The 26318-nt window shown below is 65.3% G+C and carries 29 protein-coding genes; 21 read left to right on the top strand and 8 right to left on the bottom strand.

Annotated features, from left to right (window positions below; genetic code table 11):
* Positions 1-8: 8 nt before the first annotated feature.
* From H7A13_00740 to H7A13_00705, 8 genes are all read left to right on the top strand, one after another.
* Positions 9-1166: a thiolase family protein gene (locus tag H7A13_00740; GenBank protein MCP5331879.1), complete on the top strand. Its 1158-nt coding sequence runs from the start codon at positions 9-11 to the stop codon at positions 1164-1166.
* Positions 1167-1311: 145 nt separating this feature from the next.
* Positions 1312-2484, top strand: a complete 1173-nt coding sequence (locus tag H7A13_00735; GenBank protein ID MCP5331878.1) for an acyl-CoA dehydrogenase family protein — start codon at positions 1312-1314, stop codon at positions 2482-2484.
* A 12-nt stretch (positions 2485-2496) separates the two neighbouring features.
* Complete coding sequence (locus H7A13_00730; GenBank protein ID MCP5331877.1) at positions 2497-3627, top strand: acyl-CoA dehydrogenase family protein; 1131 nt, start codon at positions 2497-2499, stop codon at positions 3625-3627.
* A gap of 111 nt (positions 3628-3738) precedes the next feature.
* A complete protein-coding gene (xerD, locus tag H7A13_00725) occupies positions 3739-4659 on the top strand; it encodes a site-specific tyrosine recombinase XerD (protein MCP5331876.1) in 921 nt (306 codons plus the stop codon).
* Between the two features lie 104 nt (positions 4660-4763).
* On the top strand, positions 4764-7523 hold the full coding sequence (locus H7A13_00720; protein MCP5331875.1) for an insulinase family protein: 2760 nt from the start codon (positions 4764-4766) through the stop codon (positions 7521-7523).
* Complete coding sequence (locus tag H7A13_00715; GenBank protein MCP5331874.1) at positions 7520-8020, top strand: Slp family lipoprotein; 501 nt, start codon at positions 7520-7522, stop codon at positions 8018-8020. Before H7A13_00720 ends, H7A13_00715 begins: the two co-directional genes overlap by 4 nt.
* A 36-nt stretch (positions 8021-8056) precedes the next feature.
* Complete coding sequence (locus tag H7A13_00710; protein ID MCP5331873.1) at positions 8057-9166, top strand: glycosyltransferase; 1110 nt, start codon at positions 8057-8059, stop codon at positions 9164-9166.
* Positions 9163-10077 carry a glycosyltransferase family 2 protein gene (locus H7A13_00705; GenBank protein ID MCP5331872.1) on the top strand — a complete coding sequence of 305 codons (915 nt, stop codon included), beginning with the start codon at positions 9163-9165 and terminating at the stop codon, positions 10075-10077. Before H7A13_00710 ends, H7A13_00705 begins: the two co-directional genes overlap by 4 nt.
* On the opposite strand, the gene H7A13_00700 is transcribed toward H7A13_00705, so the two are convergent.
* Positions 10053-11183 carry a glycosyltransferase gene (locus tag H7A13_00700; GenBank protein MCP5331871.1) on the bottom strand — a complete coding sequence of 377 codons (1131 nt, stop codon included), beginning with the start codon at positions 11181-11183 and terminating at the stop codon, positions 10053-10055. The genes H7A13_00705 and H7A13_00700 overlap by 25 nt on opposite strands.
* A complete protein-coding gene (locus tag H7A13_00695) occupies positions 11176-11838 on the bottom strand; it encodes a YihA family ribosome biogenesis GTP-binding protein (protein MCP5331870.1) in 663 nt (220 codons plus the stop codon). Before H7A13_00695 ends, H7A13_00700 begins: the two co-directional genes overlap by 8 nt.
* A gap of 163 nt (positions 11839-12001) precedes the next feature.
* Between H7A13_00695 and H7A13_00690 the strand changes: the two genes are divergently transcribed.
* From H7A13_00690 to H7A13_00675, 4 genes are all read left to right on the top strand, one after another.
* A complete protein-coding gene (locus H7A13_00690) occupies positions 12002-12607 on the top strand; it encodes a cytochrome c4 (GenBank protein MCP5331869.1) in 606 nt (201 codons plus the stop codon).
* Between the two features lie 96 nt (positions 12608-12703).
* Positions 12704-13372, top strand: coding sequence for a thiol:disulfide interchange protein DsbA/DsbL (locus H7A13_00685; protein MCP5331868.1), 669 nt, complete (start codon positions 12704-12706; stop codon positions 13370-13372).
* Positions 13373-13385: 13 nt separating this feature from the next.
* Positions 13386-14222, top strand: coding sequence for an endonuclease/exonuclease/phosphatase family protein (locus tag H7A13_00680; protein MCP5331867.1), 837 nt, complete (start codon positions 13386-13388; stop codon positions 14220-14222).
* Between the two features lie 35 nt (positions 14223-14257).
* Positions 14258-15193 (top strand): LysR family transcriptional regulator, encoded by a 936-nt coding sequence (locus H7A13_00675; protein MCP5331866.1) that lies wholly within the window; start codon positions 14258-14260, stop codon positions 15191-15193.
* Positions 15194-15216: 23 nt separating this feature from the next.
* Here the strand turns inward: H7A13_00675 and H7A13_00670 are convergent, their stop codons facing one another.
* Both H7A13_00670 and H7A13_00665 read right to left on the bottom strand, forming a co-directional pair.
* Positions 15217-16353, bottom strand: coding sequence for a PilT/PilU family type 4a pilus ATPase (locus H7A13_00670; GenBank protein ID MCP5331865.1), 1137 nt, complete (start codon positions 16351-16353; stop codon positions 15217-15219).
* Positions 16354-16407: 54 nt separating this feature from the next.
* Positions 16408-17442 (bottom strand): type IV pilus twitching motility protein PilT, encoded by a 1035-nt coding sequence (locus H7A13_00665; protein MCP5331864.1) that lies wholly within the window; start codon positions 17440-17442, stop codon positions 16408-16410.
* A 124-nt stretch (positions 17443-17566) separates the two neighbouring features.
* Here H7A13_00665 and H7A13_00660 point away from each other — a divergent pair, with 124 nt between their 5' ends.
* From H7A13_00660 to hemW, 9 genes are all read left to right on the top strand, one after another.
* Positions 17567-18274 (top strand): YggS family pyridoxal phosphate-dependent enzyme, encoded by a 708-nt coding sequence (locus H7A13_00660; protein MCP5331863.1) that lies wholly within the window; start codon positions 17567-17569, stop codon positions 18272-18274.
* Between the two features lie 10 nt (positions 18275-18284).
* The gene (locus H7A13_00655) at positions 18285-19124 is read left to right on the top strand and encodes a pyrroline-5-carboxylate reductase (protein MCP5331862.1); all 840 of its coding nucleotides are present in this window, start codon (positions 18285-18287) and stop codon (positions 19122-19124) included.
* 41 nt (positions 19125-19165) lie between these two features.
* Positions 19166-19756: a YggT family protein gene (locus H7A13_00650; GenBank protein MCP5331861.1), complete on the top strand. Its 591-nt coding sequence runs from the start codon at positions 19166-19168 to the stop codon at positions 19754-19756.
* The gene (locus H7A13_00645) at positions 19753-20046 is read left to right on the top strand and encodes a DUF167 domain-containing protein (GenBank protein MCP5331860.1); all 294 of its coding nucleotides are present in this window, start codon (positions 19753-19755) and stop codon (positions 20044-20046) included. The genes H7A13_00650 and H7A13_00645 overlap by 4 nt, the downstream gene beginning before the upstream one ends.
* A gap of 93 nt (positions 20047-20139) precedes the next feature.
* A complete protein-coding gene (locus tag H7A13_00640) occupies positions 20140-21300 on the top strand; it encodes a homoserine O-acetyltransferase (GenBank protein ID MCP5331859.1) in 1161 nt (386 codons plus the stop codon).
* The gene (gene metW, locus H7A13_00635; GenBank protein MCP5331858.1) at positions 21297-21887 is read left to right on the top strand and encodes a methionine biosynthesis protein MetW; all 591 of its coding nucleotides are present in this window, start codon (positions 21297-21299) and stop codon (positions 21885-21887) included. Before H7A13_00640 ends, metW begins: the two co-directional genes overlap by 4 nt.
* Positions 21888-21897: 10 nt before the next feature.
* Positions 21898-22338 (top strand): DUF4426 domain-containing protein, encoded by a 441-nt coding sequence (locus tag H7A13_00630; protein MCP5331857.1) that lies wholly within the window; start codon positions 21898-21900, stop codon positions 22336-22338.
* 23 nt (positions 22339-22361) lie between these two features.
* Positions 22362-22973, top strand: a complete 612-nt coding sequence (gene rdgB, locus H7A13_00625; GenBank protein ID MCP5331856.1) for an RdgB/HAM1 family non-canonical purine NTP pyrophosphatase — start codon at positions 22362-22364, stop codon at positions 22971-22973.
* The gene (gene hemW / locus H7A13_00620) at positions 22970-24136 is read left to right on the top strand and encodes a radical SAM family heme chaperone HemW (protein MCP5331855.1); all 1167 of its coding nucleotides are present in this window, start codon (positions 22970-22972) and stop codon (positions 24134-24136) included. Before rdgB ends, hemW begins: the two co-directional genes overlap by 4 nt.
* Positions 24137-24155: 19 nt before the next feature.
* Here hemW and trmB read toward each other — a convergent pair whose 3' ends face one another.
* The 4 genes from trmB to H7A13_00600 are packed head-to-tail and all read right to left on the bottom strand — an operon-like array spanning position 24156 to position 26314.
* Complete coding sequence (trmB, locus tag H7A13_00615) at positions 24156-24869, bottom strand: tRNA (guanosine(46)-N7)-methyltransferase TrmB (GenBank protein ID MCP5331854.1); 714 nt, start codon at positions 24867-24869, stop codon at positions 24156-24158.
* 20 nt (positions 24870-24889) lie between these two features.
* The gene (locus tag H7A13_00610) at positions 24890-25696 is read right to left on the bottom strand and encodes a thiazole synthase (GenBank protein MCP5331853.1); all 807 of its coding nucleotides are present in this window, start codon (positions 25694-25696) and stop codon (positions 24890-24892) included.
* A 19-nt stretch (positions 25697-25715) separates the two neighbouring features.
* Positions 25716-25916 carry a sulfur carrier protein ThiS gene (thiS, locus tag H7A13_00605; GenBank protein ID MCP5331852.1) on the bottom strand — a complete coding sequence of 67 codons (201 nt, stop codon included), beginning with the start codon at positions 25914-25916 and terminating at the stop codon, positions 25716-25718.
* Positions 25917-25927: 11 nt separating this feature from the next.
* The gene (locus tag H7A13_00600; protein MCP5331851.1) at positions 25928-26314 is read right to left on the bottom strand and encodes a DUF423 domain-containing protein; all 387 of its coding nucleotides are present in this window, start codon (positions 26312-26314) and stop codon (positions 25928-25930) included.
* Positions 26315-26318 lie beyond the last annotated feature (4 nt).

Below are 26318 nucleotides of genomic sequence, written 5' to 3'. Positions count from 1 at the left end.
GAGCCCCCATGAGCAGAGAAGTCTATGTGATCGGCGTCGGCATGCACCCCTTCATGCGCGATGCGCCACCTTTGCGCGAGATGTACTTCACCGCCGCCAGCGCGGCACTCCAGGATGCCGGCATCCGCTTCCAGGAGGTGGGTTACCTCTACAACGGCTACATCAACGGCCGGATGCAGGGCATCGGCTTCGCCAAGGATCTCGGCCTGACCAACGTGCCGGTGGTCCATGTCGAGAATGCCTCGGCGACCGGCTCCTGTGCGATGCGCGAGGCGGTCAATGCCGTCAAGGGCGGCCACTGCGAGGTCGCCATGGCGGTCGGCTTCGACGACATGATGAAGTTCAGCCGGGCACGGGCACTGAGCGAGATGGCCGAAGGTCCGAAGATCGATTCGACCATCCTGCCGGCGGCTTTCTTCGCCATGTGGGCAGTGCGGCGGATGCACGAGCATGGCACCACCCTCGAGACCTTCGCCAAGATTGCGGCCAAGAACTGGAACCATGCCCGCTTCAACCCGATGGCGCAGCGGCAGTCGAAGGAGCTGGTGACACCGGAAGAGATTCTGGCCGCACCCGAAGTCTCCTATCCCCACACCACCAAGATGGCCTGTGCGGCCGGCGGTGGCGCGGCAGCGGCCATCGTCGCCACCAAGGAGGTGGCGATGCGGGTGGCACGCGGCCGGCCGATGGTGAAGGTGGTCGGTTCGCAGATGAAGTCCGAACACTACACGCCGGGCCACGTCTTTCTGGGGGCGGTGATCGGCCCCGAGGATCTGACCCGGGTCACCACCCAGGCGCTCTACGAAGAGAGTGGCCTTGGGCCGAAGGATGTCGATCTGGTCCATGTGCATGACGCCTTCCCGATCGAAGAGCTGATGTACTACGAACTGATGGGCTTTGCCGAGCCCGGCGAAGGCGACCACCTGGTGGCCCGGGGCGACACCTCGATCGGTGGCAAGATTCCCTTCTCCACCGATGGCGGACTCACCGCGCGCGGCCACCCCGGCGGCCCGACCGGACTGGCCCAGATCTGGGACGGCGTGCAGCAGTTGCGCGGCGAATCGGGTCCGCGGCAGGTGGCCGGCGCGCGCAACGCCATGATCCACATGATGGGGGCAGGCTCTATCTGCGTGATGCACATGTTGCAGCGCGATGGCGATGCCTGAGCCGACGTGAAGCGGTCATCGGCCGATGACCGCCTTTTTTCAGGCAAGATCGAGCGGGGAGCATGGGCTCCCCGTTCCGTTCATGTGATAATCGGCACCCGTCACAGGCGGCTCTAGCCTGGACGGAACACAACAGAGGTCAACCATGAATATCGATTTTTCAGCCGAAGAGCTGGCATTCAGAGCCGAGGTCAAGGCCTGGTTCGAGGCCAACCTGCCCAAGGAGTTGAAAGCAAAGGAAGAAGCCGGCGAATCGCTCACCAAGGAAGAGCTGATCAGCTGGGGACGCAAACTGAACGAGAAGGGCTGGGCGGCACCCTCCTGGCCCAAGGAGCATGGCGGCACCGGCTGGAATGCCACCCAGAAGCACATTTTCGAAGAGGTCCGTGCCGAAGTCGGCGCACCACAGGTGTTCTCGATGGGCATCACCATGCTGGGACCGGTGCTGATGGGCTATGGCAACGATGCACAGCGCAAGCAGTTCCTGCCGCGCATTCTCAACTTCGATGACTGGTGGTGCCAAGGCTACTCCGAACCGGGCGCTGGCTCCGACCTGGCGGCTCTCAAGACCGCCGCCGTGCTCGAAGGTGACCACTACGTGGTCAACGGCTCCAAGATCTGGACCACCTACGCCCACCGCGCCGACTGGATGTTCTGCCTGGTGCGCACCAACGCAACCGGCAAGAAGCAGCAGGGCATCAGCTTTCTGCTGATCGACATGAACACCCCGGGCATTCAGGTCAGGCCGATCATCTCGATCGATGGCGAACACCACCTCAACCAGGTCTTCCTCGACAACGTGCGGGTGCCGAAACAGAACCTGGTCGGCGAGGAGAACCAGGGCTGGACCGTGGCCAAGTACCTGCTCACCCACGAGCGCACCAGCATCGCCGGCGTCGGCGCCGCCAAGGCATCGCTCGGCAAGCTGAAGAAGCTGGCCCGCGCCACCGAGGCCAACGGCAAGTCGATGATCGAAGACCCGCAATTCAGCCTGAAGCTGGCACAGGCCGAGCTCAACGTCATGGCACTGGAGTACACCAACTTCCGCGCACTGGCCGCGCTCGCCTCCGGTCAGGTGCCGGGCGCCGAATCCTCGCTGCTGAAGATCAAGGGCAGTCAGGCGCAGCAGATGCTGCAGGAGCTCAAGGTCGAGATGTCGGGCTATTACGCCTACCCATGGCAGACCGAGCAGGCGGTCGGACCGGTGCCGTTCAAACAATCTCTCGCCAACTACAACTTCGGCCGCGCCAGCACCATCTATGGCGGCAGCACCGAAGTGCAGTATGGCGTCATGGCAAAAGCGATTCTTGGGCTCTGACAGGGGGCAATGATGGATTTTTCATTCAGCGAAGAACAACAACTGATCAAGGAATCGGTTGAGAAGTTTATCGAAAAGGACTACTCGTTCGAGGCACGCAACAAGCTGCTGAAGACGCCCGAGCGCTTCAGCCGCGCGCTGTGGAAGCAGTATGCCGAGCTGGGCTGGCTTGGCATCGCACTGCCCGAAGAGTTCGGTGGCTACGGCGGCAGTGCCATCGAGACCATGCTGGTGATGGAGGCCTTCGGCAGCGCGATGGTGCTCGAACCCTACCTCTCCACGGTGGTGATGGGCGCCAATGCGGTGCTGTTCGGCGGCAGCGATGCACAGAAAAAAACCCTGCTGCCCAAGGTGGCCAGCGGCGAACTGATGCTGTCGGTGGCCTATGCCGAGCCGACCTCCCGCTATGAGCTGGCGGACGTGCAGACCAAGGCCACCGCCACCGCTGGCGGCTACAGCCTGAGCGGCGAGAAGATCGTCGTGCTCAATGGCGGCACGGCCGACAAGCTGATCGTCTCGGCCCGCACCAGTGGCGCGCGGCTCGATCAGAACGGCATCTCGCTGTTCCTGGTCGATCGCAATGCGGCGGGTGTCGAGCTGAGCGTCTACGACACCGCCGATGGCTCGCAGGCCGCCAATGTGCGCCTCAATGGCGCCACCGGCGAACTGCTGGGCGGCGAAGGTCAGGGCCATGCACTGCTCGACCAGGTGATCGACACCGCCACCGCGGCGCTCTGCGCCCAGGCGCTGGGTGCGATGAACTCCGCCTTCAGAAGAACCCTCGACTACACCAAGACCCGTGAACAGTTCGGCGTGCCGATCGCCAGCTTCCAGGTGCTGCAACACCGCCTGGTCGACATGTTCATGTCGAGCGAGGCGAGCCGTTCGATGGTCTACATGGTCAGCATGGAGGTGATGAAGTCCGACGCCACCGCACGGCGCAAGGCGGTCTCGGCCGCCAAGGCCTATGTCGGCCAGCATGCCCGCGCCGTGGCGCAGGATGCAGTGCAGATCCATGGCGGGGTCGGCATGACCGAAGAGCTCGACGTCGGCCACTACTTCCGTTGCCTCACGCTCTTCTGCAGCAGCTTCGGCAGCACCGACCACCACCTGCAGCGGTATGCCCGGCTCTCGCAACAGTAGCGCCGCATCCGTCGGGTGAGCCCGAACAGCCATGCTCTGGCCAGTGCCGGAGCATGGCTTTTTATTTGGAGGCAACCCGACGACAACACCTCTTCATGAGCAAAGCGCCCGATGAACAGCACTGCTGCCGCTGATTCACCGGTCAGCACGGCCGATCTGGCGCTGATCGAGCGCTTTCTCGACGCCCTCTGGCTGGAGCGTGGTTCGGCCGAACCGACCCTGGCGGCCTACCGCAGCGATCTCACGGCACTGGCAACCTGGCTGACCCAGCAGCAGGGCCGGCTGCTCGACCTCGACCGCGCCCAACTGCTCGACTACCTCGGAGAGCGGCTGGCACAGGGCTACAGCAGCCGCTCCACCCAGCGCTTTCTGGCGGCACTGCGCAACTTCACCCGCTATCTTCTGCGCGAAGGGCTGATTTCAACCGACCCGGCACTCGACATTGCCAACCCCAGACTGGGCCGCCCGCTGCCGGTCAGCCTGACCGAAGCCGAGGTCGAGCAACTGCTGGCCGCGCCGGACGTCGAGCAACCGCTGGGACTGCGTGACCGGACCATGCTCGAACTGCTCTATGCAACGGGTCTGCGGGTCTCCGAACTGGTGGGATTGCGCCATGATCAGCTCGACTGCCAGCGGGGCTGCGTGCGCATCACCGGCAAGGGCGGCAAGGAGCGGCTGATTCCGGTCGGAGAAGAGGCGCTGGCCTGGATCGAACGCTACCGCGCGACCACTGCGCCCTCACGCCAGGATGGCCGGGCTCCGCTGTTCCCGGGTCGCGACGGCGAGGCGCTCACCCGCCAGGCCTTCTGGTATCGCATCAAGCAGCATGCCCGACAATGCGGCATCGACCGCCCCCTGTCACCGCACAGCTTGCGCCACGCCTTTGCCACCCATCTGCTCAACCATGGTGCCGATCTGCGGGTGGTGCAGATGCTGCTGGGGCACAGCGACCTGTCGACCACACAGATCTACACCCATGTGGCGCGACAGCGGCTGCGCGAGCTGCACCAGAAGCACCATCCGCGCGGCTGATTCGGCCCAGAAATGCAGCAAAGTTGTGCCCCAAGCCTTACTCCGGCACGCAAGGCGCAGTACCATGGCGGGCGTTTCGGACCCTCTTCAACCCATCGACCACCATGATGACCCTGCGCATGCGCTTCTCCCTGCTGCCTTCCCTGTTCATGCTGTTCCATCTGCTGGCCTGCGGCGTCACGGTGCAGGCCGAACCGCTCAAAATGAACCTGAGCCATCAGAAATTCATCCTCGACAACGGACTGACGGTGATCGTGCATGAGGACCGCAAGGCGCCGATCGTGGCGGTCAACCTCTGGTATCACGTCGGCTCCAAGGATGAAAAGCCGGGCAAGACCGGCTTCGCCCATCTGTTCGAACACCTGATGTTCAACGGCAGCGAACACCATGACGATGAGTACTTCAAACCCTTCGAGCGGGTCGGCGCCACCGAGATGAATGGCACCACCAACAACGACCGCACCAACTATTTCCAGAACGTGCCCACCTCCGCGCTCGACCTGGCGCTGTGGATGGAGTCGGACCGCATGGGCCATCTGCTGGGCGCCATCACCCAGGCCAAGCTCGATGAGCAGCGCGGCGTGGTGCAGAACGAGAAGCGCCAGGGCGAAAACCAGCCCTATGGCCGGGTGTTCGAGGCGATCACCAAGGCCTGCTATCCGGCCGGCCATCCCTATTCGTGGGAGGTGATCGGTTCGATGACCGATCTCAACGCCGCCACCCTCGATGATGTGCACCAGTGGTTCAAGGATTACTACGGCCCCTCCAACGCGGTGCTGGTGCTGGCCGGCGACATCGATCTCGAGACCGCCAAACAGAAGGTCCAGCACTACTTTGGCGACATCGCACCCGGCCAGCCGATCACCCGCCCCAAGGCCTGGACCGCCCAGCGCACTGGCCATCAGCGCGAGGTGATGCAGGATCGGGTGCCGCAGCCACGGCTCCATCAGGTCTGGAATGTGCCCGAACTGCGTGATCAGAATGCCCCGCTGTTCGACCTGCTGGGTCAACTGCTGGCCGGTGGCAAGAACTCCCGGCTCTATCAGCGGCTGGTCTACCGCGACCAGATCGCGACCGAGGTGAGCGCCGCCTACTGGGGCCGTGAACTCTCCGGGCTCTTCGTCATCACCGCCGATGTCAAGAAAGGCCACACCCTCGCCGAGGTCGAAAAAGCCATCGACCAGGAGCTGACCACGCTGCTGACCCAGGGTCCGGGCCAGAGCGAGCTCGAGCGGGTCAGGGCGGCCTACACCGCACAGTTCGTGCGCGAGGCCGAACGGGTTGGCGGCACTGGCGGCAAGTCGGACCTGCTGGCCAGTGGCGAAGTCTTTTTCGACAACCCGACCGCCATGGTCGACATCTGGCTGAAGCAGATCAACGCCGCCACCCCGATCGCCCTGCGCGATCTGAGCAGGAAATGGCTGAGCGATGGCCGCTACACCCTGGAGGTCGAGCCCTTCCCGACCCTCGAAGCGGCCAAGGAGGGGGCCGACCGCAGCCAACTGCCGGCTGTCGATGAACCCCCGCAGCTCAAGATTCCGGAGTTGGAACGGGCCACGCTGAAAAATGGCCTCAAGGTGGTGCTGGCCCAACGCCACGAAGTGCCGCTGGTGCAACTGACGCTGCAATTCGACGCCGGCCACTCGACCGACCAAGGTGGCAAGCCCGGCACCCAGAGCTTTGCGATGGAGATGCTGACCGAAGGCTCCAGCCAGTACGACGCACTGGCGCTGGCCGACCGGCTGGAGCGGCTGGGCGCCACCCTCACCACCAGCTCGACCATCGACACCTCCAGCCTGCACCTCTCGACGCTGAAGAGCAACCTCACCTCATCGCTCGGACTCTTTGCCGACGTGCTGCTCAACCCCGCCTTCAAAAGCAGCGAAATCGAGCGCAAGCGTGCCCTGTGGCTGGCCCGGATCGAACAGGAGGAGGCCAGCCCGGTCTCGCTGGCGATGCGGCTGATGCCGCCGCTGCTCTACGGCGAGGGACACCCCTATGCGCTCCCCTTCACCGGCAGCGGCACCGTGGCCGGCGTCTCGTCGCTGAAGCGCGATGACCTGGTCAACTTCCACCGCACCTGGTTTCAGCCCGGTCGTGCCACCCTGATCGTGGTCGGCGACACCACGCTGAAAGAGCTGGTGCCACTCCTCGAACAGCAACTGGGCCAGTGGCGCGACCGTGGCGCAAAACAGCCCGTCCGCACCATTCCCACCGTACAGTCGCCGACGCAGACCCGGGTCTATCTGATCGACAAGCCCGGTTCGATCCAGTCGACCATCTTCGCCGGTGACCTGCTCACCCCCGGTGGCGGTGACGATGAGATCGCCGTCGACCTGATGAACCAGATTCTGGGCGGCACCTTCACCTCGCGGCTCAACATGAATCTGCGCGAAGACAAGCACTGGTCCTATGGTGCTCGCAGCCTGGTCGTCGATGCCAGCGGCCAGCGCCCGTTTCTCGCCTACAGCTCGGTGCAGACCGATCAGACCGCTCCGGCCATGGCCGAGATCCTGAACGAGGTCCGGGTGCTGACCGGACAGAACCCGCCCAATGGCGCCGAGATCAACAAGGTCAAGCGGTTCGAGACGCTGAAATTGCCCGGAAAGTATGAAACCGGCGCGGCCCTGGGTGGCGCCATCGCCGATCTGGTGCGGTTCAAGCGGGCCGAGAGTTACATCACCGACTACCCTGGGCGGGTCAGCGACACCTCGGTCGAGGCGATCGTCACCGCCGCCAGACAGCTGCATCCCGACCAGCTCACCTGGGTGGTGGTGGGCGATCGGGCCAGGATCGAAAAGGCGATCCGCGAGCTCAAGATCGGCGAGATCGAGCTGCTCTCGACCGACGGTTCAGCGCAGTGAAATGGCCGCGCGCGGCGGTGATCGCGGCACTGCTGCTGGCCGGTTGTGCCTCGACCCCGCCACAGATCGCCAACCCGCCGGCGCAACCGCTGTCGGTGAGTGAAGCCACCGGGCATCTGGCCGAGCACCTGCATCAACCGGTGCGCTGGGGCGGCATCATTCTGTCGGTCACCCCGCAACCCGAAGAGATCTGGATCGAGATCGAGGCGCGACCCCTGGGCCACTGGGGCCATCCGAACGAAGATGCCGCTTCGCTGGGCCGTTTCTATGCCCGACTGCCAGCCACCCGCATGGATTCCGATCTGCGCAGCGGGCGGCTCATCACGCTCTATGGCGTGCTGAGCGATGAGGCGACCCAGCAGCTGGGCAACCGCCGTATCCTGCTGCCGGTGATGACCGCTGAGCAGTTCAGCACCTGGGAGCGCCGCGCCGAACAGCCACCGGCCTTCCCGCGTTCTCCCTATGGTTGGCCCTACCCGCCTTACTACTTTCCCTGAACCGCGCTTTCTCTCCAAAGCCCACCGCCAGCACCGATGAGCACAGCCGCACCCATCGCCTTCTTCTTCTCCACCTCCGGACACAGCGGTGTCGACCGCTGCGTGCGCAATCTGCTGCCGGCGATCACCGGGCGCGGCCATCAGATCGATCTGCTGCATGTGCGCGGGCATGGACCGAGCATCGAGAACCTGCCGGCCGGCGTGCGGGTGGTCGATCTGGGCACCCGCCACACCTACTCGGCGCTGCCGGCCGTGGTCCGTTATCTGCGCCAGAACCGCCCGGTGGCGATGCTGAGCGACAAGGACCGGGTCAACCGCACCGCACTGCTGGCGCGCTGGCTGGCCGGCGTGCCCACCCGGCTGGTACTGCGCTCCGGCACCACCATCTCGATCGACCTGGCCCACCGCGGTGCCTTCGAACGCTGGCTGCAGCGCAACTCGATGGGCAAGCTCTACCGCTTTGCCGATCAGGTGATCGTGCCGGCCCAGGATGTCGCCGATGACCTGAGCCGCTACACCGGCCTGGCCCGCGAGCACATCCAGGTGGTGCCAAGCCCGGTGGTGCCGGCATCCTGTTTCGAACGCAATGCATCACGCCCCGATCACCCCTGGCTGCAACCGGGCGAACCACCGGTGGTTCTCGGTGTCGGCGAGCTGTGCATGCGCAAGGATTTCGCCATGCTGCTGCGCGCCTTCGCCCAGGTGCGGGCGCAGCGCGACTGCCGCCTGCTGATTCTCGGCAAGGGCCGCCAGCATGACCAACTGCTGGCGCTGGCTGCCTCACTGGGGGTGGCGCAGGATGTCTGCCTGGCCGGCTTCCAGCCCAACCCTTACGACTACATGCAACACGCCGCGCTGCTGGCCTTCAGCTCCCGCTGGGAAGGGCTCGGCTTTGTACTGATCGAAGCCTTGGCGCTGGGCACACCGGTGGTCTCGACCGACTGCCCGAGTGGCCCGCGCGAGATTCTGCACGACGGGCGGTACGGCCCGCTGGTGCCGGTGGGCGATGACCAGGCCATGGCGCGCGCCATCCTCGACACGCTGGAGCAGCCGCTGCCGCCCGCCACCTTGCAACAGGCGGCACGCCGTTATGAGATCGAGGCCGCCACCGACGCCTATCTGACCGCGCTGGGCCTGCCACCATGAACGACAGGGCGGCTCGCCGCCTCGCCGACCGGGTCACCGCAATCGTCGTCACCTACAACAGCGCTGCCGTGCTCAGCGCCGCGCTCGATTCGATTGCCGAACTCGACCACTGTCTGGTCGTCGACAATGCCAGCCATGATCAGAGCTGCACGCTGGTCGAGAGCGGCCATCCGCGGGTCAGGCTACTGAAAAACCCGCGCAATCTGGGGTTTGGCGTGGCCAACAACCGTGCCGCCGCACTGGCCGACACCGAATTCCTGCTGCTGCTGAACCCCGATGCACGGCTGCTGCCTGGCGCACTGGCTGCGCTGGTCGATGCAGCCGACCGCTATCCCGACGCCGCCATTCTGGCACCTCGGCTGGTCGATGAAACCGGTCAGCCGCGCGCCATCCTGCGCCACCCCTTCTTCAGGCGCCACAAGATCAAGGGCCGGTTCGACCAATCCTGGATTGCCGGCGATCTGTGCGCCGAGATGCTCTCCGGCGCGGTGATGCTGATCCGGCGCGCGTGGTTCGCCGGCGAACCGCTGTTCGACCCGGCACTGTTCCTCTATTACGAAGATGACGACCTCTGTCTGCGCGCCCGCGCCCGGCAGGGTGCGCTGGTCATCGTCGCCGGCGCGCTGGCCTACCATGCAGAGGACTGCTCATCGCTCCCTTGCGCACGGTTGAGTGCGCTGAAGCAGCGTGAAACCATCGCTTCACAACTCCACCTGATCCGCAAATACCGGGGTGGTTCGGCAAGCCTCGCTCAGGCAGCGCTGCTGCTGCTGCGCAACCTGCTCAACATCCCGTTCTATCTGCTGACCGGCAAGGCACGACGGGCCCGGCGCAGCCTGCACAAGGTGGCCGGAACGCTGCTCTTCATGCAGCGCTGGGCCAGCGGTTACCCTTCGAGCAGCCGCAGATAGCGCGCCACACAGGCCTCGACCGAATAGGATTGCGCGGCCTCGCGCAACAGCCCGGCCGCAGTGGGCTGATCGAGCATCCGCGCCATGGCACGGCTGAGCGCGACAGCATCACCCACCGGCACCAGCGGGCCATAGGCTCCATCGTGCAGAATCTCGCGTGGACCGCCCGGGCAGTCGGTCGAGACCACCGGCGTGCCCACCGCCATCGCTTCGACCAGCACGTTGCCGAACCCCTCCCACAGTGACGAGAGCACAAAGAGCCGGGCCCTGGCCATCCAGGCATAGGGGTTGGCGACAAAACCGGGCAGGCTGACCGCGCCATCGAGCCCCAATTGCGCCACCAGCTGCTCCAGCATCGGTCGTTGTGCCCCTTCGCCCAGAATCAGCAGCCGCGCATCGTGGCTGCGCCGCAGCAGGCCGAATGCCCGCAGCAGGGTGGAGAAGTCCTTTTCGTGACTCAGCCGTCCCGCAGCGATGATCACCGGCACTGCACCGGGACAAAAGAACGGATGCTCGACCGGTTCGGCCGCGAGCGGGTGGAGCTGCGGCGTCACCACCGGATTGCCGATCACCGTGATCCGTTCGACCGGCAGTCCGCTCAGACGGGCAATGTCGCGGGCCACCCAGTTCGATGTAGCGATGATGCCGTCGGCCTGCCGATAGAGCCGACCGCGCCGCCACGCTTTCCACCGGCGGCGCAGCGGATGAAAGCCGCGCTCCTCGATCTGCCGCGAAATGGCCGTTCCGGCTCCGAAGAAGCAGCGGCTCTCCACACCGGCACGGCGCCGTGCCCGCAGAATGAAGCGGTCGTCACTTGGCTTGCCGGTGATGACCGCACGCGGCCGGTTCTGTCGCAGATAGCGGGCCAGCGCGGCGATCACCGTCCGCTTCGATCCCTTGCCGAGGCCGATCACCCGCACGCCCGCCGCCAGCGGCTGCATGAAAGGGCCGGTGGCATCGCTCACCAGTAGATCGACCGCGATGCCACGGTCGGCGAATCCTTGCGCCAGATTGGCCATGTTGCGTTCGACACCGCCATCGCGGTTCTGGTAGATGAAGAGGCAGAGCGGGCGCTGTACACCGGCTTCGGCGGACAGTTCAGCCATGCGGTCCGCTTTCTTCGCCATCCGACGGCGGGCCATCGAGCGCCAGCCACCCCTTGAGCAGCGCGATCAGCTCGGCCATGCCCTCACGGCTCAGGGTCGAGAAGCACTGGACATTGACCTGTTCGGAGATATTGACCTCGGCCAGGCTCTTCAGCACCTTCAGCCGGCTCTGCTGCGCCTGGTTGCGGCTCAGCTTGTCAGCCTTGGTGAGCAGGATGCAGACCGGCAGCACGCGCGCCTGCGCCCACTCCAGCATCATCCAGTCGAAGGGACGCAGCGGATGGCGGATGTCCATCACCAGCACCAGCCCCACCAGTGACAGCCGCTCGCGCAGGTAGTGGTCGAGGTGACGCTTCCAGTGGGCCTGGATCTCTTTCGAGGTCTGGGCATAGCCATAACCGGGCAGATCGACCAGACGAGCCGACTCGTTGAGCGCGAAGAAGTTGAGCAGCTGGGTGCGGCCTGGCGTCTTGCTGGTGCGGGCCAGGCGGGCCGATTCGGTCAGGGTGTTGATGGCGCTCGATTTGCCGGCATTGGAGCGGCCACAAAAGGCGACCTCACGACCGCCGTCGGCGGGACAGTCGTTCAGCAGCAGTGCGCTCTTCATGAAAACGGCACGGCGAAAGGGGTTGACGGCAGGCGGAGGTTGAGTCATTCACCGACAAAATGCAGAGGATGCGTTGCCGGGCATGGCAAGCAATGGCCCCTAGTATATAATGGCCGCGATTTTTTTGGCCTGATTTGATCGTGCCTGTCACGCCGCATGGGCACACGGTCAAAACCAGCTTTCCGAGAGCCTCTACGCGTTGGATTCAAACATGCAAAGACTATTCTTGACCGCAGTGCTGACCATCGGTCTGATCGGCAGCGTACAGGCAGCGGGCGATGCGACCGCAGGCCAGGCCAAGGCAGCCGCCTGCGCAGCCTGTCATGGTGCCGATGGCAACAGTGCGGCACCCAACTTTCCCAAACTGGCCGGTCAGGGCGAGCGCTATCTGCTCAAGCAGATGCATGAGATCAAATCCGGTGCCCGCGCCGCGCCGTTGATGGCCGGACAGCTGGACAACCTGAGCGAACAGGAGATGGCCGACATCGCCGCCTACTTCGCCGCACAAAAGGGCACGGTCGGCGCTGCCAAGGCCGATCTGGTCAAACAGGGTGAAGAGCTCTACCGCGCCGGCAGCAAGCGCAAGAATGCGGCGGCCTGCAGTGCCTGCCACTCTCCGACCGGACAGGGCAATGATCTGGCCGGCTTCCCCAGCCTCTCCGGTCAGCATGCCCAATACACCGCCGCGCAGTTGCAGGCATTCCGCAATGGCACCCGCAGCAACGATGCCGAGCGCATCATGCGCGACAATGCTGAACTTCTGAGCGACGCCGAGATCGAAGCGGTGGCAAGCTATATTTCAGGTTTGCACCCTTAATCATTCCGCCATCGACAGCGGGTACAAAAAGGGTGTCTGACACCCTTTTTGTTTTTGGGCCACCCAAGATTCCCTGACCAGACAAGGAGAACCCTCATGAACACCGTGATCCGTCATCACTGGCGCTGGATCCTGTCAGCACTGCTGCTGGGCCTGCTGCCGCTGCAACTGCGGGCGGAGTCGGGTTACCAGGAGGGAGTGCACTACCAGAAGCTGGAAAGCGCGGTCATCACCCGTGATCCGGGCAAGATCGAGGTGATCGAAGTGTTCTGGTACGGCTGCCCGCACTGCTACAAACTGGAGCCGACCCTGCAGCACTGGTCTGCCAACCTCTCGCGCGATGTCGATTTCTGGCGCTCACCCGCGATGTGGAATGGACGCATGGAGCTGCATGCCCAGGCCTTCTACACCGCCGAGGCGCTCAACCTGCTCGAAAAACTGCACAAACCGCTGTTCGATGCGCTCAATCCCCAGGGTCAGCAGCTTGCCAGCAAGGAGGAGATCCGCACCCTCTTCACCCGCCAGGGGGTCAAGGCCGAGGAGTTCGACCAGGTGTTCGACTCCTTTGGCGTGCAGAGCAAGGTCAAGCAGGCCAATAGCCGCTTTCGTGCTTTGCGTCTGACCGGTGTGCCCGCCTTCATCGTCAATGGCAAATACCGGGTGACCGGTGAAAAGCTCAAGAGCGAGGATGAGATGCTGAAGGTGGTCGATTATCTGATCGGGCAAGAGCGCAAGGCGCGCGCCGCGCCGGCCGCTGTCCGCTGACGTGATCGCAGGAATGCACGAACACCAAGCGCATCCGCCCTCCCCGCAGGCTGCCGAAGCCCTCCCAACCGCCGGCCAGAAGCTGCGGTTGCTGACCTACAACATGCAGGTGGGCATCGCCACCCACCGCTACCGCCACTACATCACCCGCGGCTGGCAGCATCTGCTGCCGCACGGGCTGCGCGAACGCAATCTGGAGCGGATTGCCGAACTGATTCAGACCTTCGACATCGTCGCACTGCAAGAGGCCGACGGCGGCAGCCTGCGCAGCGGCTTCGTCAACCAGGTCGAATATCTGGCCCACCGCGCCCGATTCCCCTACTGGTACCAGCAGCGCAACCGCAACCTCGGTCGGCTCGGCCAGCATGGCAATGGCCTGCTGACCCGCTTTCCACCCGAGATTCTCGAAGACCACAAACTGCCCGGCGCCCTGCCCGGCCGCGGCGCGATCGTGGCACGCTTCGCCGGACCGGTCGAACCGCTGCTGGTGGTGGGGGTGCATCTGTCGCTCGGCGCCCGTTCCCAGCAGCTCCAGCTCTCCTATCTGCTCGAGTTGATGTCCAATTACCGCCATGTGATCGTCATGGGTGACATGAACAGCGAAACCGAACGCCTGCTGCTCGAATCGCCGTTGCAGCATGGCAATTTTCATCGGCCCGCAGCGGAGCTCGCCACCTATCCGAGCTGGCGGCCGGAGCGGGCCATCGATCACATTCTGATCAGCCGCAGCATCACCATCGACCGCACCGAGGTGCTGGACTTTCCGTTCTCCGACCATCTTCCGGTGGCGGTCGAGCTGACGCTGCCGAGCGCAGTCCGGCTGCCGGTCACGGCCACCGGGCTGCATTGAAATGGACCGCGGCATCAGACCGACAGGATGCAGGAATGACGCTGAATGAGCTGCGCTATCTGGTCGCGCTGGCCCGCGAGCGCCACTTCGGCCGCGCCGCCGACACCTGCTTCGTCACTCAGCCCACGCTCAGCGTCGCAATCAAGAAGATCGAGGGTGAACTCGGCATCACGCTGTTCGAGCGCAACGCCAGTCAGGTAACGCTGACCGAGGCGGGCATCCCGATCGTGACCCAGGCGCAACGGGTGCTTGATGAACTGGCCCTGCTGCGTTCACTGGCACAGGAAATGCGCAATCCGCTGGAGCTGCCGGTCAGGATCGGCGCCATCCACACCATCGGGCCCTACCTCTTTCCTGCACTGATTCCGCGGCTGCGTGAGCAGGCGCCGAAGCTGCCGCTGCAGATCACCGAAGGCACCACCGATGTGCTGCTCTCCCAGCTGCGTCTGGGCGAGCTCGATCTGCTGGTGCTGGCACTGCCCTTTGCCCAGAGTGGGCTGACCGTGCGTCCACTCTATGATGAGCCACTGCTGCTGGCGCTGCCGCATGATCACCCCTGGAACCAGCGCGACACCATCGACATCGATGCACTGGGCCATGAGCGGATGCTGCTGCTGGGTGAAGGCCACTGTCTGCGCCGTCAGGTGCTGGAGCTCTGCCCCAACTGCCTGCTGCGCAGCGAGGAGCGTCGTGCCCAGCCCACACTGATCGGCAACTCCCTTGAAACGCTCTGCTACATGGTGGCGGCCGGCAACGGTGTCACCGTGCTGCCCGCCACTGCGGTGCACCGCATCGCCGGTGAGGAGCGCGGTCTGATGACAGTGCGTCCCTTCACCGCACCGGCGCCACAGCGGCGGGTGGTGCTGGCATGGCGCAACAGCTTCAGCCGGAACGCACTGACCGACCTGGTGGCCGAGGCGATCCAGCAGGTGAGCGCGCCGCTCGGCGCCCGGATCACCGCAGACGGCTGATCAGCCCGCTCTTCGCGCGCCCTTCAGCGCCGCGGCGGCTCATAGTCATCGGCCAGCGTCAGGTTGGCCGCACTCTTGCCGATCTCCTGGCTGACGCCCGACTTGCCCAGCTTGATCATCAGCCGCAGGTCGTTGGGCGAATCGGCATGGGCAATGGCATTTTCAAAGGTGATGATGCCACTGCTGAACAGGTCATAGAGCGCCTGATCGAAGGTCTGCATGCCCAGTTCACGGGAGCGGGTCATCAGGGGCTTGATGTTGTGCACCTCACCCTTGCGGATCAGGTCGGAAACCAGCGGCGTGTTGAGCATCACCTCGATGGCCGCGCGGCGGCCGTTGCCATCGGCAGTCGGGATCAACTGCTGCGCCACGATCGCCTTCAGGTTGAGCGACAGGTCCATCCAGATCTGGTTGTGCCGGTCGGCCGGAAAGAAGTGGATGATCCGCTCCAGCGCCTGGTTGGCGTTGTTGGCGTGCAGCGTACAGAGGCAGAGGTGGCCGGTTTCGGCAAAGGCGATGGCGTGGCCCATCACCTCGCGGCTGCGCACCTCGCCGATCATGATCACATCGGGTGCCTGCCGCAGCGTGTTCTTCAGCGCCACCTCGAAGGAGTCGGTGTCGATGCCGACCTCGCGCTGGGTGACGATGCAGTTGCGGTGCTGGTGCAGGAATTCGATCGGATCCTCGATCGAGATGATGTGGCCATGGCTGTTCTGGTTGCGATAGCCGATCATCGAGGCCAGCGAGGTCGACTTGCCAGTGCCGGTGGCGCCGACGAAGACCACCAGCCCCCGCTTGGTCATCGACAGATCCTTCAGGATATCGGGCAATCCCAGTTCACCGATTTCGGGAATCCGGGTCTCGATGCGCCGCAGCACCATGCCGGCCAGGTTGCGCTGATGGAAGGCGCTGACCCGAAACCGGGCCAGACCCCGGGCCGAGATGGCAAAGTTGCACTCATGGTTGCGGATGAAGTCGAGCCGCTGCTGGTCGTTCATCACGCCAAACACCAGCTCGCGGCTCTGCTCCGGTCCCAGCGGCGTGCGGCCGATCGGCACCACCCGGCCATTCACCTTCATGCTGGGCGGAATGCCGGCGGTGATGAAGAGGTCGGATGCGCCCTGCTCCACCATCATCCGCAAGAAATCCTCGAAATTGATCGACATGGCTTTGTTCTCACCTCAATGCTGTGCTGTCCGCACGGGTTCGGCGGGTCAGAAGGCGTCAGGCTGCTTCGCCTTCTCACGGGCCGCCTGCCGGGTGATCAACCCCTTCTGCAGCAGGTTGCGCAGCGACTGATCCATCGTCTGCATGCCCATGCCGCCACCGGTCTGGATCGCCGAGTACATCTGCGCAATCTTGTCCTCACGGATCAGGTTGCGGATCGCTGGCGTCGCGAGCATGATCTCGTGCGCCGCGACCCGGCCACCGCCGACCCGCTTCAGCAGGGTCTGCGAGATCACCGCCTGCAACGATTCCGAAAGCATGGAACGGACCATCGCCTTCTCTTCACCCGGAAAGACGTCGACGATCCGGTCGATGGTCTTGGCCGCCGAGTTGGTGTGCAGCGTGCCGAAGACCACATGGCCGGTCTCGGCCGCCGTCAGCGCCAGCCGGATGGTCTCCAGGTCGCGCAACTCTCCCACCAGGATGACGTCGGGGTCTTCACGCAGCGCCGAGCGCAGCGCCTCGCTGAAGCCGAGCGTGTCGCGGTGCACCTCGCGCTGGTTGACCAGACACTTCTTGCTCTCGTGGACGAATTCGATCGGATCCTCGATGGTGAGGATGTGTGAATAGCGGTTCTCGTTGATGTAGTCGACCATCGCCGCCAGCGTGGTGCTCTTGCCGGAGCCGGTCGGGCCGGTGACCAGAATCAGGCCGCGCTCCACCATCGAGACCTCGCGAAACACCTGGCCGTGGCCCAGCTCCTCCATCGTCAGCACCTTGGAGGGAATGGTCCGGAACACCGCGCCGGCACCGCGGTTCTGGTTGAAGGCGTTGACCCGGAACCGCGCCAGTCCCGGCACCTCGAACGAGAAGTCGGTTTCGAGAAACTCCTCGAAGTCGCGCCGCTGCTTGTCGTTCATGATCTCGTAGATCAGCTCGTGCACCTCCTTGTGCTCCAGCGGCGGCAGGTTGATGCGACGCACATCGCCATCGACCCGGATGATCGGTGGCAGGCCCGCCGACAGGTGCAGATCCGACGCCTTCTGCTTGACGCAGAAGGCCAGCATTTCGGTGATGTCCATGGCCATTGGCTGCGTTGCTCCTCATCAGAACCGAAGATGATGCCGGACAATTCCGGGCGAAATTACAGCAGGGGCCAAAGCAGTTACAATTGGACACAAACACTGGCTCTGGCCTGCCCATTCGATGATAAGCATAGCGGAAAACCTGGCGGCGCTGACGCGGCGAATCCATGATGCCGAACAGCATCACGGACGCAGGCCCGGCAGTGTGACGCTGTTGGCAGTCAGCAAGGGACAACCGGCCGCGCAGATTCGCGCCGCCCATCAGGCCGGCGTGCGCCATGTCGGCGAGAGCTACCTGCAAGAGGCGCTGCCCAAGCAGGCCGAACTGGCTGACCTCGACCTTTGCTGGCATTTCATCGGCTCGCTGCAGGCCAACAAGAGCCGCGCGGTGGCCAGCCACTTCGACTGGCTGCACAGCCTTGATCGGCTGCAGCTGGCGCAACGGCTCGATGCCCAGCGACCCGCCGAACTGCCTCCGCTCAACGTGCTGATTCAGGTCGGCTTCGAACAGCGGACCGGGCGGGCCGGCGTCGCGCCCGACGATCTGCCGCGGCTGGCCGGGCAGATCGCCCAACTGCCGAGGTTGCGGCTGCGCGGGCTGATGACGCTGCCGCTGCCGCAACAGGCGTGCTCGCCCCACCCGTTCGTGCGGCTGGCTGACCTGCTCGATCGGCTCAATGGCGCCGGCCATCGGCTCGACACACTGTCGATGGGCATGAGCGACGATTTCGAGGCGGCCATCGCAGCCGGCGCGACCTTGATCCGCATCGGCAGCGCGCTCTTTGGCCAACGACCCACCCCATTCACTGCACAGACCCAGTACGGATAACAGATCGCCCATGCACCCTGCCACCGCCCGCCTCGCCTTCATCGGCGCCGGCAACATGTCCTCCAGCCTGATCGGCGGATTGCTGGAACAGGGCTACCCCGCCAGCCAGATCATCGCGACCGACCCCAGTCCGCAACAGCTCGACGCCGTGGCCAACCGCTTCGGCATCGAGGTGAGCGCCGACAATGTCGCGGCGGTGGCGACGGCCGAGGTGGTGCTGCTGGCGGTGAAGCCGCAGGTGCTCAAGGCGGTCGCGCTGGAGCTGGCCCCGGCGCTCGGCCACCGGCCGCTGCTGCTGTCGATCGCCGCCGGCATCGGCCTGGAGAGCCTGGCCAGCTGGCTCGGCCCGCAGCTGCCGCTGGTGCGCTGCATGCCCAACACGCCAGCGCTGGTACGAAGCGGCGCGGCGGCACTGTGCGGCAACCGCCAGGTGAGCGCGGCACAGCGCGAGCTCAGCCTCGGCCTGCTCGAAGCGGTGGGCACGGCGCTCTGGCTGGAGGATGAGTCCCTGCTCGATGCCGTGACGGCGATTTCGGGCAGCGGTCCGGCCTACTTCTTTCTGCTGATCGAGGCGCTGCAGATGGCAGCGGTCGAGCTGGGTCTGCCGGCCGAGACCGCCCGCCAACTGACGTTGCAGACGGCCCTCGGTGCCGCGCGGATGGCGCTGGCCGAGCCGATCTCGGCAGCCGAGCTGCGCCGGCGGGTCACCTCGCCGGGCGGCACCACCGAACGGGCGATCCAGGTGTTCGAGGCTGGCGGCTTCACCGCGCTGGTGCGGCAGGCGGCGCTGGCTGCCGCGCAACGTTCGGCCGAACTGGCCACCGAGCTGGGCGAACCGGCAACCCGCTGAATCACCCCGGCCGCCCGTCGCACAAATTTCAGGAGTCCAGAATGGGTCAACTCTCTCACGCCGGCATCTATCTGGTGCAAACCCTGGTCAGCCTCTACCTGCTGGCCGTGCTGCTGCGCTTCTTTCTGCAACTGGTGCGGGCCGATTTCTACAATCCGGTGTCGCAGTTCGTGGTCAAGGTCACCGACCCGCTGCTGCGGCCACTGCGGCGGCTCATCCCCGGCTTCGGTGGTGTCGATCTGGCGGCGCTGGTGCTGGCGCTGCTGGTGCAGGGCGTGGCCATCGCGCTGATCCTGAGTCTGGCCGGTGCGCCGCTGCCGAACCCGCTGCTGATCCTGCTCTGGTCGCTGGTCGGTCTGGTCGGGCTCACGATCAAGATCTTCTTCGTTGCGCTGCTGCTGACCATCATCCTCAGCTGGGTGGCACCGATGTCGCACCACCCGCTGGCCGACCTGCTGCTGCAGCTGACCGAACCGGTGATGGCGCCGGTGCGTCGCATCATCCCGCCGATCGGCGGCCTCGACCTGTCGCCGATCTTCGTCTTCATCGGCATCAATCTGCTCGAGATGCTGGTGGTCGACTCACTGGTCACCCTGCTGGCGATGCCGCGCGGGCTGGTGCTCGGTCTGTGAGTGCGCACTATCGCTGGGAAGGCGATCGTCTGCTGCTTTCGGTGCGGCTCACCCCGCGTGCCGGCCATTCGCGGATCATCGGACCGGTCGAGGGCGCGCTCAGGGTCGGCATCGCCGCGGCGCCGGTCGATGGCGCCGCCAACGCCGAACTGCTGCGGCTGCTGGCCAGCTGCTTCGCCGTGCCGAAGTCGCGGGTGGCGCTGCTGCGCGGCGACCGCTCGCGCAGCAAGCAACTGGCCATCGAGCGGCCCCAACAACTGCCGGCCGAAGCCGAAATCAAGGTTCAGTAGCATGTTTTGCCAGCACTTTTCAGGCACGGCGCCGCATTGCCGATGGCCGGGCCAGACCCTAGACTGCGCGCTTTGCGCTGCGCGGTAGTCTCCATGCCGGACTCCATCCCTCCCGACTCGGTCGGCATCGTCACCCCTCAACGGCAGCGGTTCGATCTGCCGCTGCCGCTCGATTGTGGCCGCAGCCTGCCGGGCTTCGAGCTGGTCTACGAAACCTACGGCACCCTCAATGCCCAGCGCGACAATGCCGTGCTGATCTGCCATGCCCTGAGCGGTAACCACCATGCAGCCGGCTACCACGGCATGGAGGAACGTAAACCTGGCTGGTGGGATGTCTGCATCGGCCCCGGCAAGCCAATCGACACCAACCGCTTCTTCGTGCTGGCGCTGAACAACCTCGGTGGGTGCGATGGCAGCACCGGGCCCAGCAGCCTCAATCCCGCCACCGGTCGCAGCTATGGACCCGATTTTCCGATGGTGACCACCGCCGACTGGGTGCGCAGCCAGGCCTGCCTGGCCGACCACCTCGGTATCGATCGCTTCGCGGCGGTGGTGGGCGGCAGTCTGGGTGGAATGCAGGCGTTGCAGTGGTCGGTCGATCTGCCGCAGCGGCTGCGCCACGCGGTGGTGATCGCGGCCGCCCCCAAACTGACGGCGCAGAACATCGCCTTCAACGAGGTGGCGCGCCAGGCGATCATGAAGGATCCCGACTTCCATGGCGGCCGCTATCTGGAACATGGCACCTACCCGAAGCAGGGGCTGCGGCTGGCGCGGATGGTCGGCCACATCACCTATCTCTCCGACGATGCGATGGGACAGAAATTCGGCCGCGAGCTGCACAGCGACACGCTGCGCTATGACTTCGGCACCCAGTTCCAGATCGAGAGCTACCTGAACTACCAAGGCGAGATCTTCTCCGAGCGGTTCGATGCCAACACCTACCTGCACATGACCCGCGCGCTCGACTACTTCGATCTGGCCAAGGCGCATGGCGATGACCTGGTGGCGGCCTTCCGCCAGGCACGGTGCAGCTTTCTGGTGGTGTCGTTCACCACCGACTGGCGCTTCTCGTCGGCCCGCTCGCGGGAGCTCGTCACTGCACTGGTGGAGGCCGAGCGCAACGTCAGCTACGCCGACATCGAGGCGGCGCAGGGGCACGATGCCTTTCTGCTGCCGATTCCGCGCTACATGGAGCTGCTGCGCGCCTACTTCGACCGCATTGCCGACGAATCCTGGCCGGTGGCGGCGGCATGAGGCCCGATCTTGGCATCATCATGGAGTGGATCGCCGCCGGCTCACGGGTGCTCGACCTCGGCTGCGGCGATGGCACCCTGCTGGCCGAGCTGACCCGGCAAAAGGGGGTGCATGGCTGGGGCATCGAGAACAATCCGCACGACATCAGCCACTGCATCGCCCAAGGGGTCAATGTCATCGAGCATGACCTCGACCAAGGTCTGGCCGAATTCCGCACCCAACGCTTCGACACCGTGGTGATGTCGCTGGCGCTGCAGGCGGTCCGCTTTCCCGATCTGATCCTCGACGAGATGTTGCAGATCGGCCGTGAATGCATCGTCACCTTTCCCAATTTCGGCCACTGGAGCTGCCGCCACGACATCGGGCTGCGCGGGCGGATGCCACGCTCCGATTTTCTGCCCCACGAGTGGTACAACACCCCCAACATCCACTTCTGCACCATCGCCGACTTCGAGGCGCTGTGCCGCAAGAAGAACTTCCAGATCCTCAATCAGCGGGTGGTCGATCGCCACTACCGCAGCAATCCGCTGATGCGACGCTGGCCCAACCTGCTGGCCGAAATCGCCATCTACCGTCTGACCCGCTGAGAGCTCGACCATGCACCACCGGATTCTGCTTCTGCTGTCATTGATGCTGCTCGGTGTCCAGCTGGCCCAGGCCGAGCAGATGGTCCGGTTCGATGGCTACGAGCTGCACTACAACGTCAGCCCCAGCCGGCTGTTGACCACACCGACCGCTGCCCGGCTCGGCATCGTGCAGGCCCCCAACCGGGCGCTTGTCAATGTCACCGTGCTGAAGCTTCAGGCCGACGGTCGCAGCCAGCCGGTGACCAGTCAGGTGCAGGGCCAGGCGCGCAACCTGATGGGGCAGAGCGTGCCGCTGCAATTCAGAACGGTCATCGAAAGTGATCAGCCCTCCGCGATCGCCGAGCTGCGGTTCGATGATGAAGAGCTGTTCCATTTCGAACTCGAGGTGACCCCGGCCGGCAGTGACCGTGGCTATCCGCTGCGCTTCGACCAGCAGCTCTTCATCGAATGATCAACGAGGACTCGGGCCAGCGCATGGATCATTCAGCCACTTTTCGGCAACGGATGGTGCTGGCCAGCAACAATGCCGGCAAGCTGCGCGAATTTGCCGATCTCTTCGCCGGTCTGCGGATCGAGCTGCTGCCACAGTCGGCCTTCGCGGTCGCCGAGGTCGAGGAGAGCGGGCTCACCTTCGTCGAAAATGCCCTGCTGAAGGCGCGCGCTGCCTCTGTCGCCAGCGGCCTGCCGGCGGTGGCCGACGACTCCGGCCTGGCGGTCGACGCGCTCGGTGGCGCCCCTGGACTCTACTCGGCACGCTATGCCGGGGCCGGCGCCGGCGATGCAGCCAACAATGCCAGGCTGCTCGCTGCGCTGGCCGGGGTGCCCGAGGCGCAACGGACCGCCCGCTACCACTGCCTGCTGGTGCTGTTGCGCCATGCCGAGGATCCCGCACCCCTGATCAGCCACGGCATCTGGGAGGGGCGCATCCTGACTGCAGCGCGCGGTGCCGGCGGCTTCGGCTACGACCCGCTGTTCTGGGTCGAATCGGAGCAGGCGAGCGCCGCCGAGCTCGCCCCGGCGCGCAAGAACCAGTTGAGCCACCGCGGTCAGGCGCTGCGCCATCTGCTGCGCCAGTTGCAGCCATGAAGCGGGAGACCGCGCCGCGCCGCTTCGGCCGCCTGCCGCCGCTCGGGCTCTATGTACACATCCCCTGGTGTGTCCGCAAGTGTCCCTACTGCGACTTCAACTCCCATGCCGCCGACGGCAGCCTGCCCGAAGCGGACTATGTCGAGGCGCTGCTCGATGACCTGCTGCAGGATCTGCCGCTGGCGCAGGATCGCCCGCTGCAGAGCCTCTTCATCGGTGGCGGCACTCCGAGCCTGTTCAGCGCCGACGCCATCGCCCGGCTGCTGGAGGGGATCGGCGCGCTGCTGCCCTTCACCCGCGACATCGAGATCACGCTCGAGGCCAACCCCGGCGCGGCCGACCAGGCGCGGTTCCGCGGCTACCGGGCCGCCGGGGTCAATCGGCTGTCGCTCGGCATCCAGAGCTTCGACGACGCCAGACTGCGCGCCCTGGGCCGCATCCACGATGCCGAGGCGGCCGACCGGGCGATCGAGGCGGCCCGCGCGGCCGGCTTCGACAACTTCAACCTCGATCTGATGTTCGGATTGCCACAACAGTCGATCGAAGCCGCGCTGGCCGACCTGCACCGCGCCATCGACCATCGCCCGACTCACCTCAGCTGGTATCAGTTGACGATCGAGCCCAACACCGCCTTCCACAAGCGGCCGCCGCCACTGCCGGATGATGAACTGCTCTGGCCGATGCAGCAGCAGGGCCAGCGGCTGCTCGCCACCGCCGGTTTCGAGCAGTACGAAATCTCGGCCTACTGCCAGCCGCAGCGCCACTCGAAACACAACCTCAACTACTGGAAGTTCGGCGACTACCTCGGCATTGGCGCCGGCGCCCACGGCAAGATCACCCTCGGCAGCGCGCAGCAGGTGATCCGCACCCGGAAGAGCCGCCAGCCGCGCCACTACCTCGACCACCAGAAGAGCTACCTGGCCGGCAAACGGGTGCTGAACGAGGCCGATCTGCCGCTTGAGTTCCTGATGAACGGGCTGCGGCTCAACAGTGGCGTCAGCAGTCAGAGCTTCGTGCAGCGCACCGGGTTGCCGCTCAGCAGCATCGACGACGCGCTGCTGCAGGCCCGGGAGAAGGGATTGCTTGAAGAGGAGAGCACGCGCCTCAACGCCACCCTGCGTGGCCGGCAGTACCTCAACTCGCTGCTGGAGCTGTTTCTGTAGGCTGTCCGGCTCTCGGAGATCAGCCGTCGCGGTCGCTGCGTTCGAACAGCAGATCCCACACGCCGTGGCCCAGCCGCTCGCCGCGCCGCTCGAACTTGGTGACCGGCCGCCACGGCGGACGGGGCACGAAGCCGCCATCGGCAGCGAGATTGCGCCAGCCGGACGCCTGCTCGAGGCTGAGCAGCATCGCCTCGGCGTAGGGTTGCCAGTCGGTGGCGATGTGCAGTTGGCCTTGCGGTCGCACCACGCGATGCAGCAGATCGAGCAGCGCTGCCTGCACCAGCCGCCGCTTGTGGTGGCGCTTCTTCGGCCAAGGATCGGGAAAGTAGATCTGCACCCGTGTCAGGCTGCCCTCGGGCATGACGCCGGCATGCAGCATCGCCATCACATCGCCGCGCAGCAGCCTGAGGTTGCCGAGCCGCTCCTGCTCGATGCGCTGCAGCAGGTTGCCGATGCCGGGCGGATGCACCTCGACACCGACAAAATCACATTCCGGGGCGTTCTGCGCCATCGTCACCAGCGACTCGCCCATGCCGAAGCCGATTTCGAGCACCACCGGCGCGGTGCGGCCGAAGCAGGTCGTCCAGTCGAGCGGCTGGTCAGGCTGCCAGTCGATGCCGTAATGCGCCCAGAGCTGCTCCAGCGCCCGCTGCTGCGCCGGGCTCAGCCGGCCGCCACGGATGACGAAGCTGCGGATTGCGCGAAGATCGCGGTCACTGGCCGGAACCGACATCGAATCCACGGTGCGAGCCGTCAGAAAAAGCGGCCATCGAGCGGCGAAGAGGCACTGGCATAACGGCGGCGCGGCATGCGGCCGGCCAGATAGGCCTCGCGGCCCGCCTCCACGGCCTTCTTCATTGCCGCCGCCATCCAGACCGGCTGCGTCGCCTCGGCGATCGCGGTGTTCATCAGCACGCCGTCACAGCCCAGCTCCATCGCAATGGCCGCATCCGAGGCAGTGCCGACACCGGCATCGACCAGAATCGGTACGGTTGCGTTCTCGACGATGGTGCGGATGTTGTAGGGGTTGCGGATGCCAAGGCCCGAGCCGATCGGCGCGCCGAGCGGCATCACCGCGATGCAGCCGAGCTGTTCGAGCCGCTGGGCGATCAGCGGATCGTCATTGGTGTAGACCATCACCGCAAAGCCCTCCTTGACCAGCGCCTCGGCGGCAATCAGGGTCTCGGTCACATTGGGGTAGAGCGTCTTCTCGTCACCCAGCACCTCCAGCTTGACCAGCGCCGCCCCGTCGAGCAGCTCCCGCGCCAACTGGCAGGTGCGCACCGCATCGCGGGCACTGTAGCAACCGGCGGTGTTGGGCAGCAGGGTGTAGCGCGTGGGTGGCAGGATGTCGAGCAGGCTGGGCGCATCGGCCTGCTGCCCGATGTTGACGCGGCGCACGGCGAAGGTGACGATCTGGGCACCACTGGCCTCGACCGCCCGCCGGGTCTCATCGAAATCGCGGTACTTGCCGGTGCCGACCAGCAGACGGGAGTGGTAACTGACGCCACCGATCAGCAGTGGATCCTGTTGCGGTTGAATTGGCTGGGTGCTGTCCATCCGATACCTTCACCTCTGTTCAGCCGCCACCAATGGCGGTCACGACCTCGATCTGGTCTCCGGCCTGCACTGTCTGCTGGGCATGGAGCGTGCGCGGCACTATTGTACCGTTCAGTTCCACCGCGATGCGCCGCTGCTGCAACGCCAGCCGCTCGATCAGCCCGGCAATGGTCAGGCCGGCCGGCACCTGCTGCGGCACGCCATTGAGCTGGATGGTCAGTTCAGCACTGCTCACCGCAAGCCTCGCCAGAGCAGATGGGCCAGCAGCAGCCAACCGGCAATGAATGCGACGCCGCCCAGCGGCGTGATGAAACCGAGCTGGCGCACGCCGGTCAGGGCCAGCAGGTAGAGGCTGCCGCTGAAGGCCAGCAGACCGAACAGAAACAGCCAGCCAACCCGATGCAGTCCGGCCACCTCCGGCAGCAGCCGCATGGCCAGACCGACGGCGATCAGCGCGAGCGCATGGTAGAAGTGGTACTGGACGGCGGTGGCCCAGGTGTCGAGCTGGGCCGCCGCGAGCCGTGCCTTCAGCGCATGGGCGCCGAAGGCCCCCGTCATCACCGCCAGTGCGCCGCTCACGGCCCCGGCCACCAGCCAGCCTCTCGCCGTCATCGCCATGCTC

The sequence above is a fragment of the Pseudomonadales bacterium genome (genome assembly GCA_024234215.1).
Lineage (GTDB): Bacteria > Pseudomonadota > Gammaproteobacteria > Pseudomonadales > UBA5862 > JACKOQ01.
This window is presented reverse-complemented; position numbering and strand designations above follow the sequence as displayed.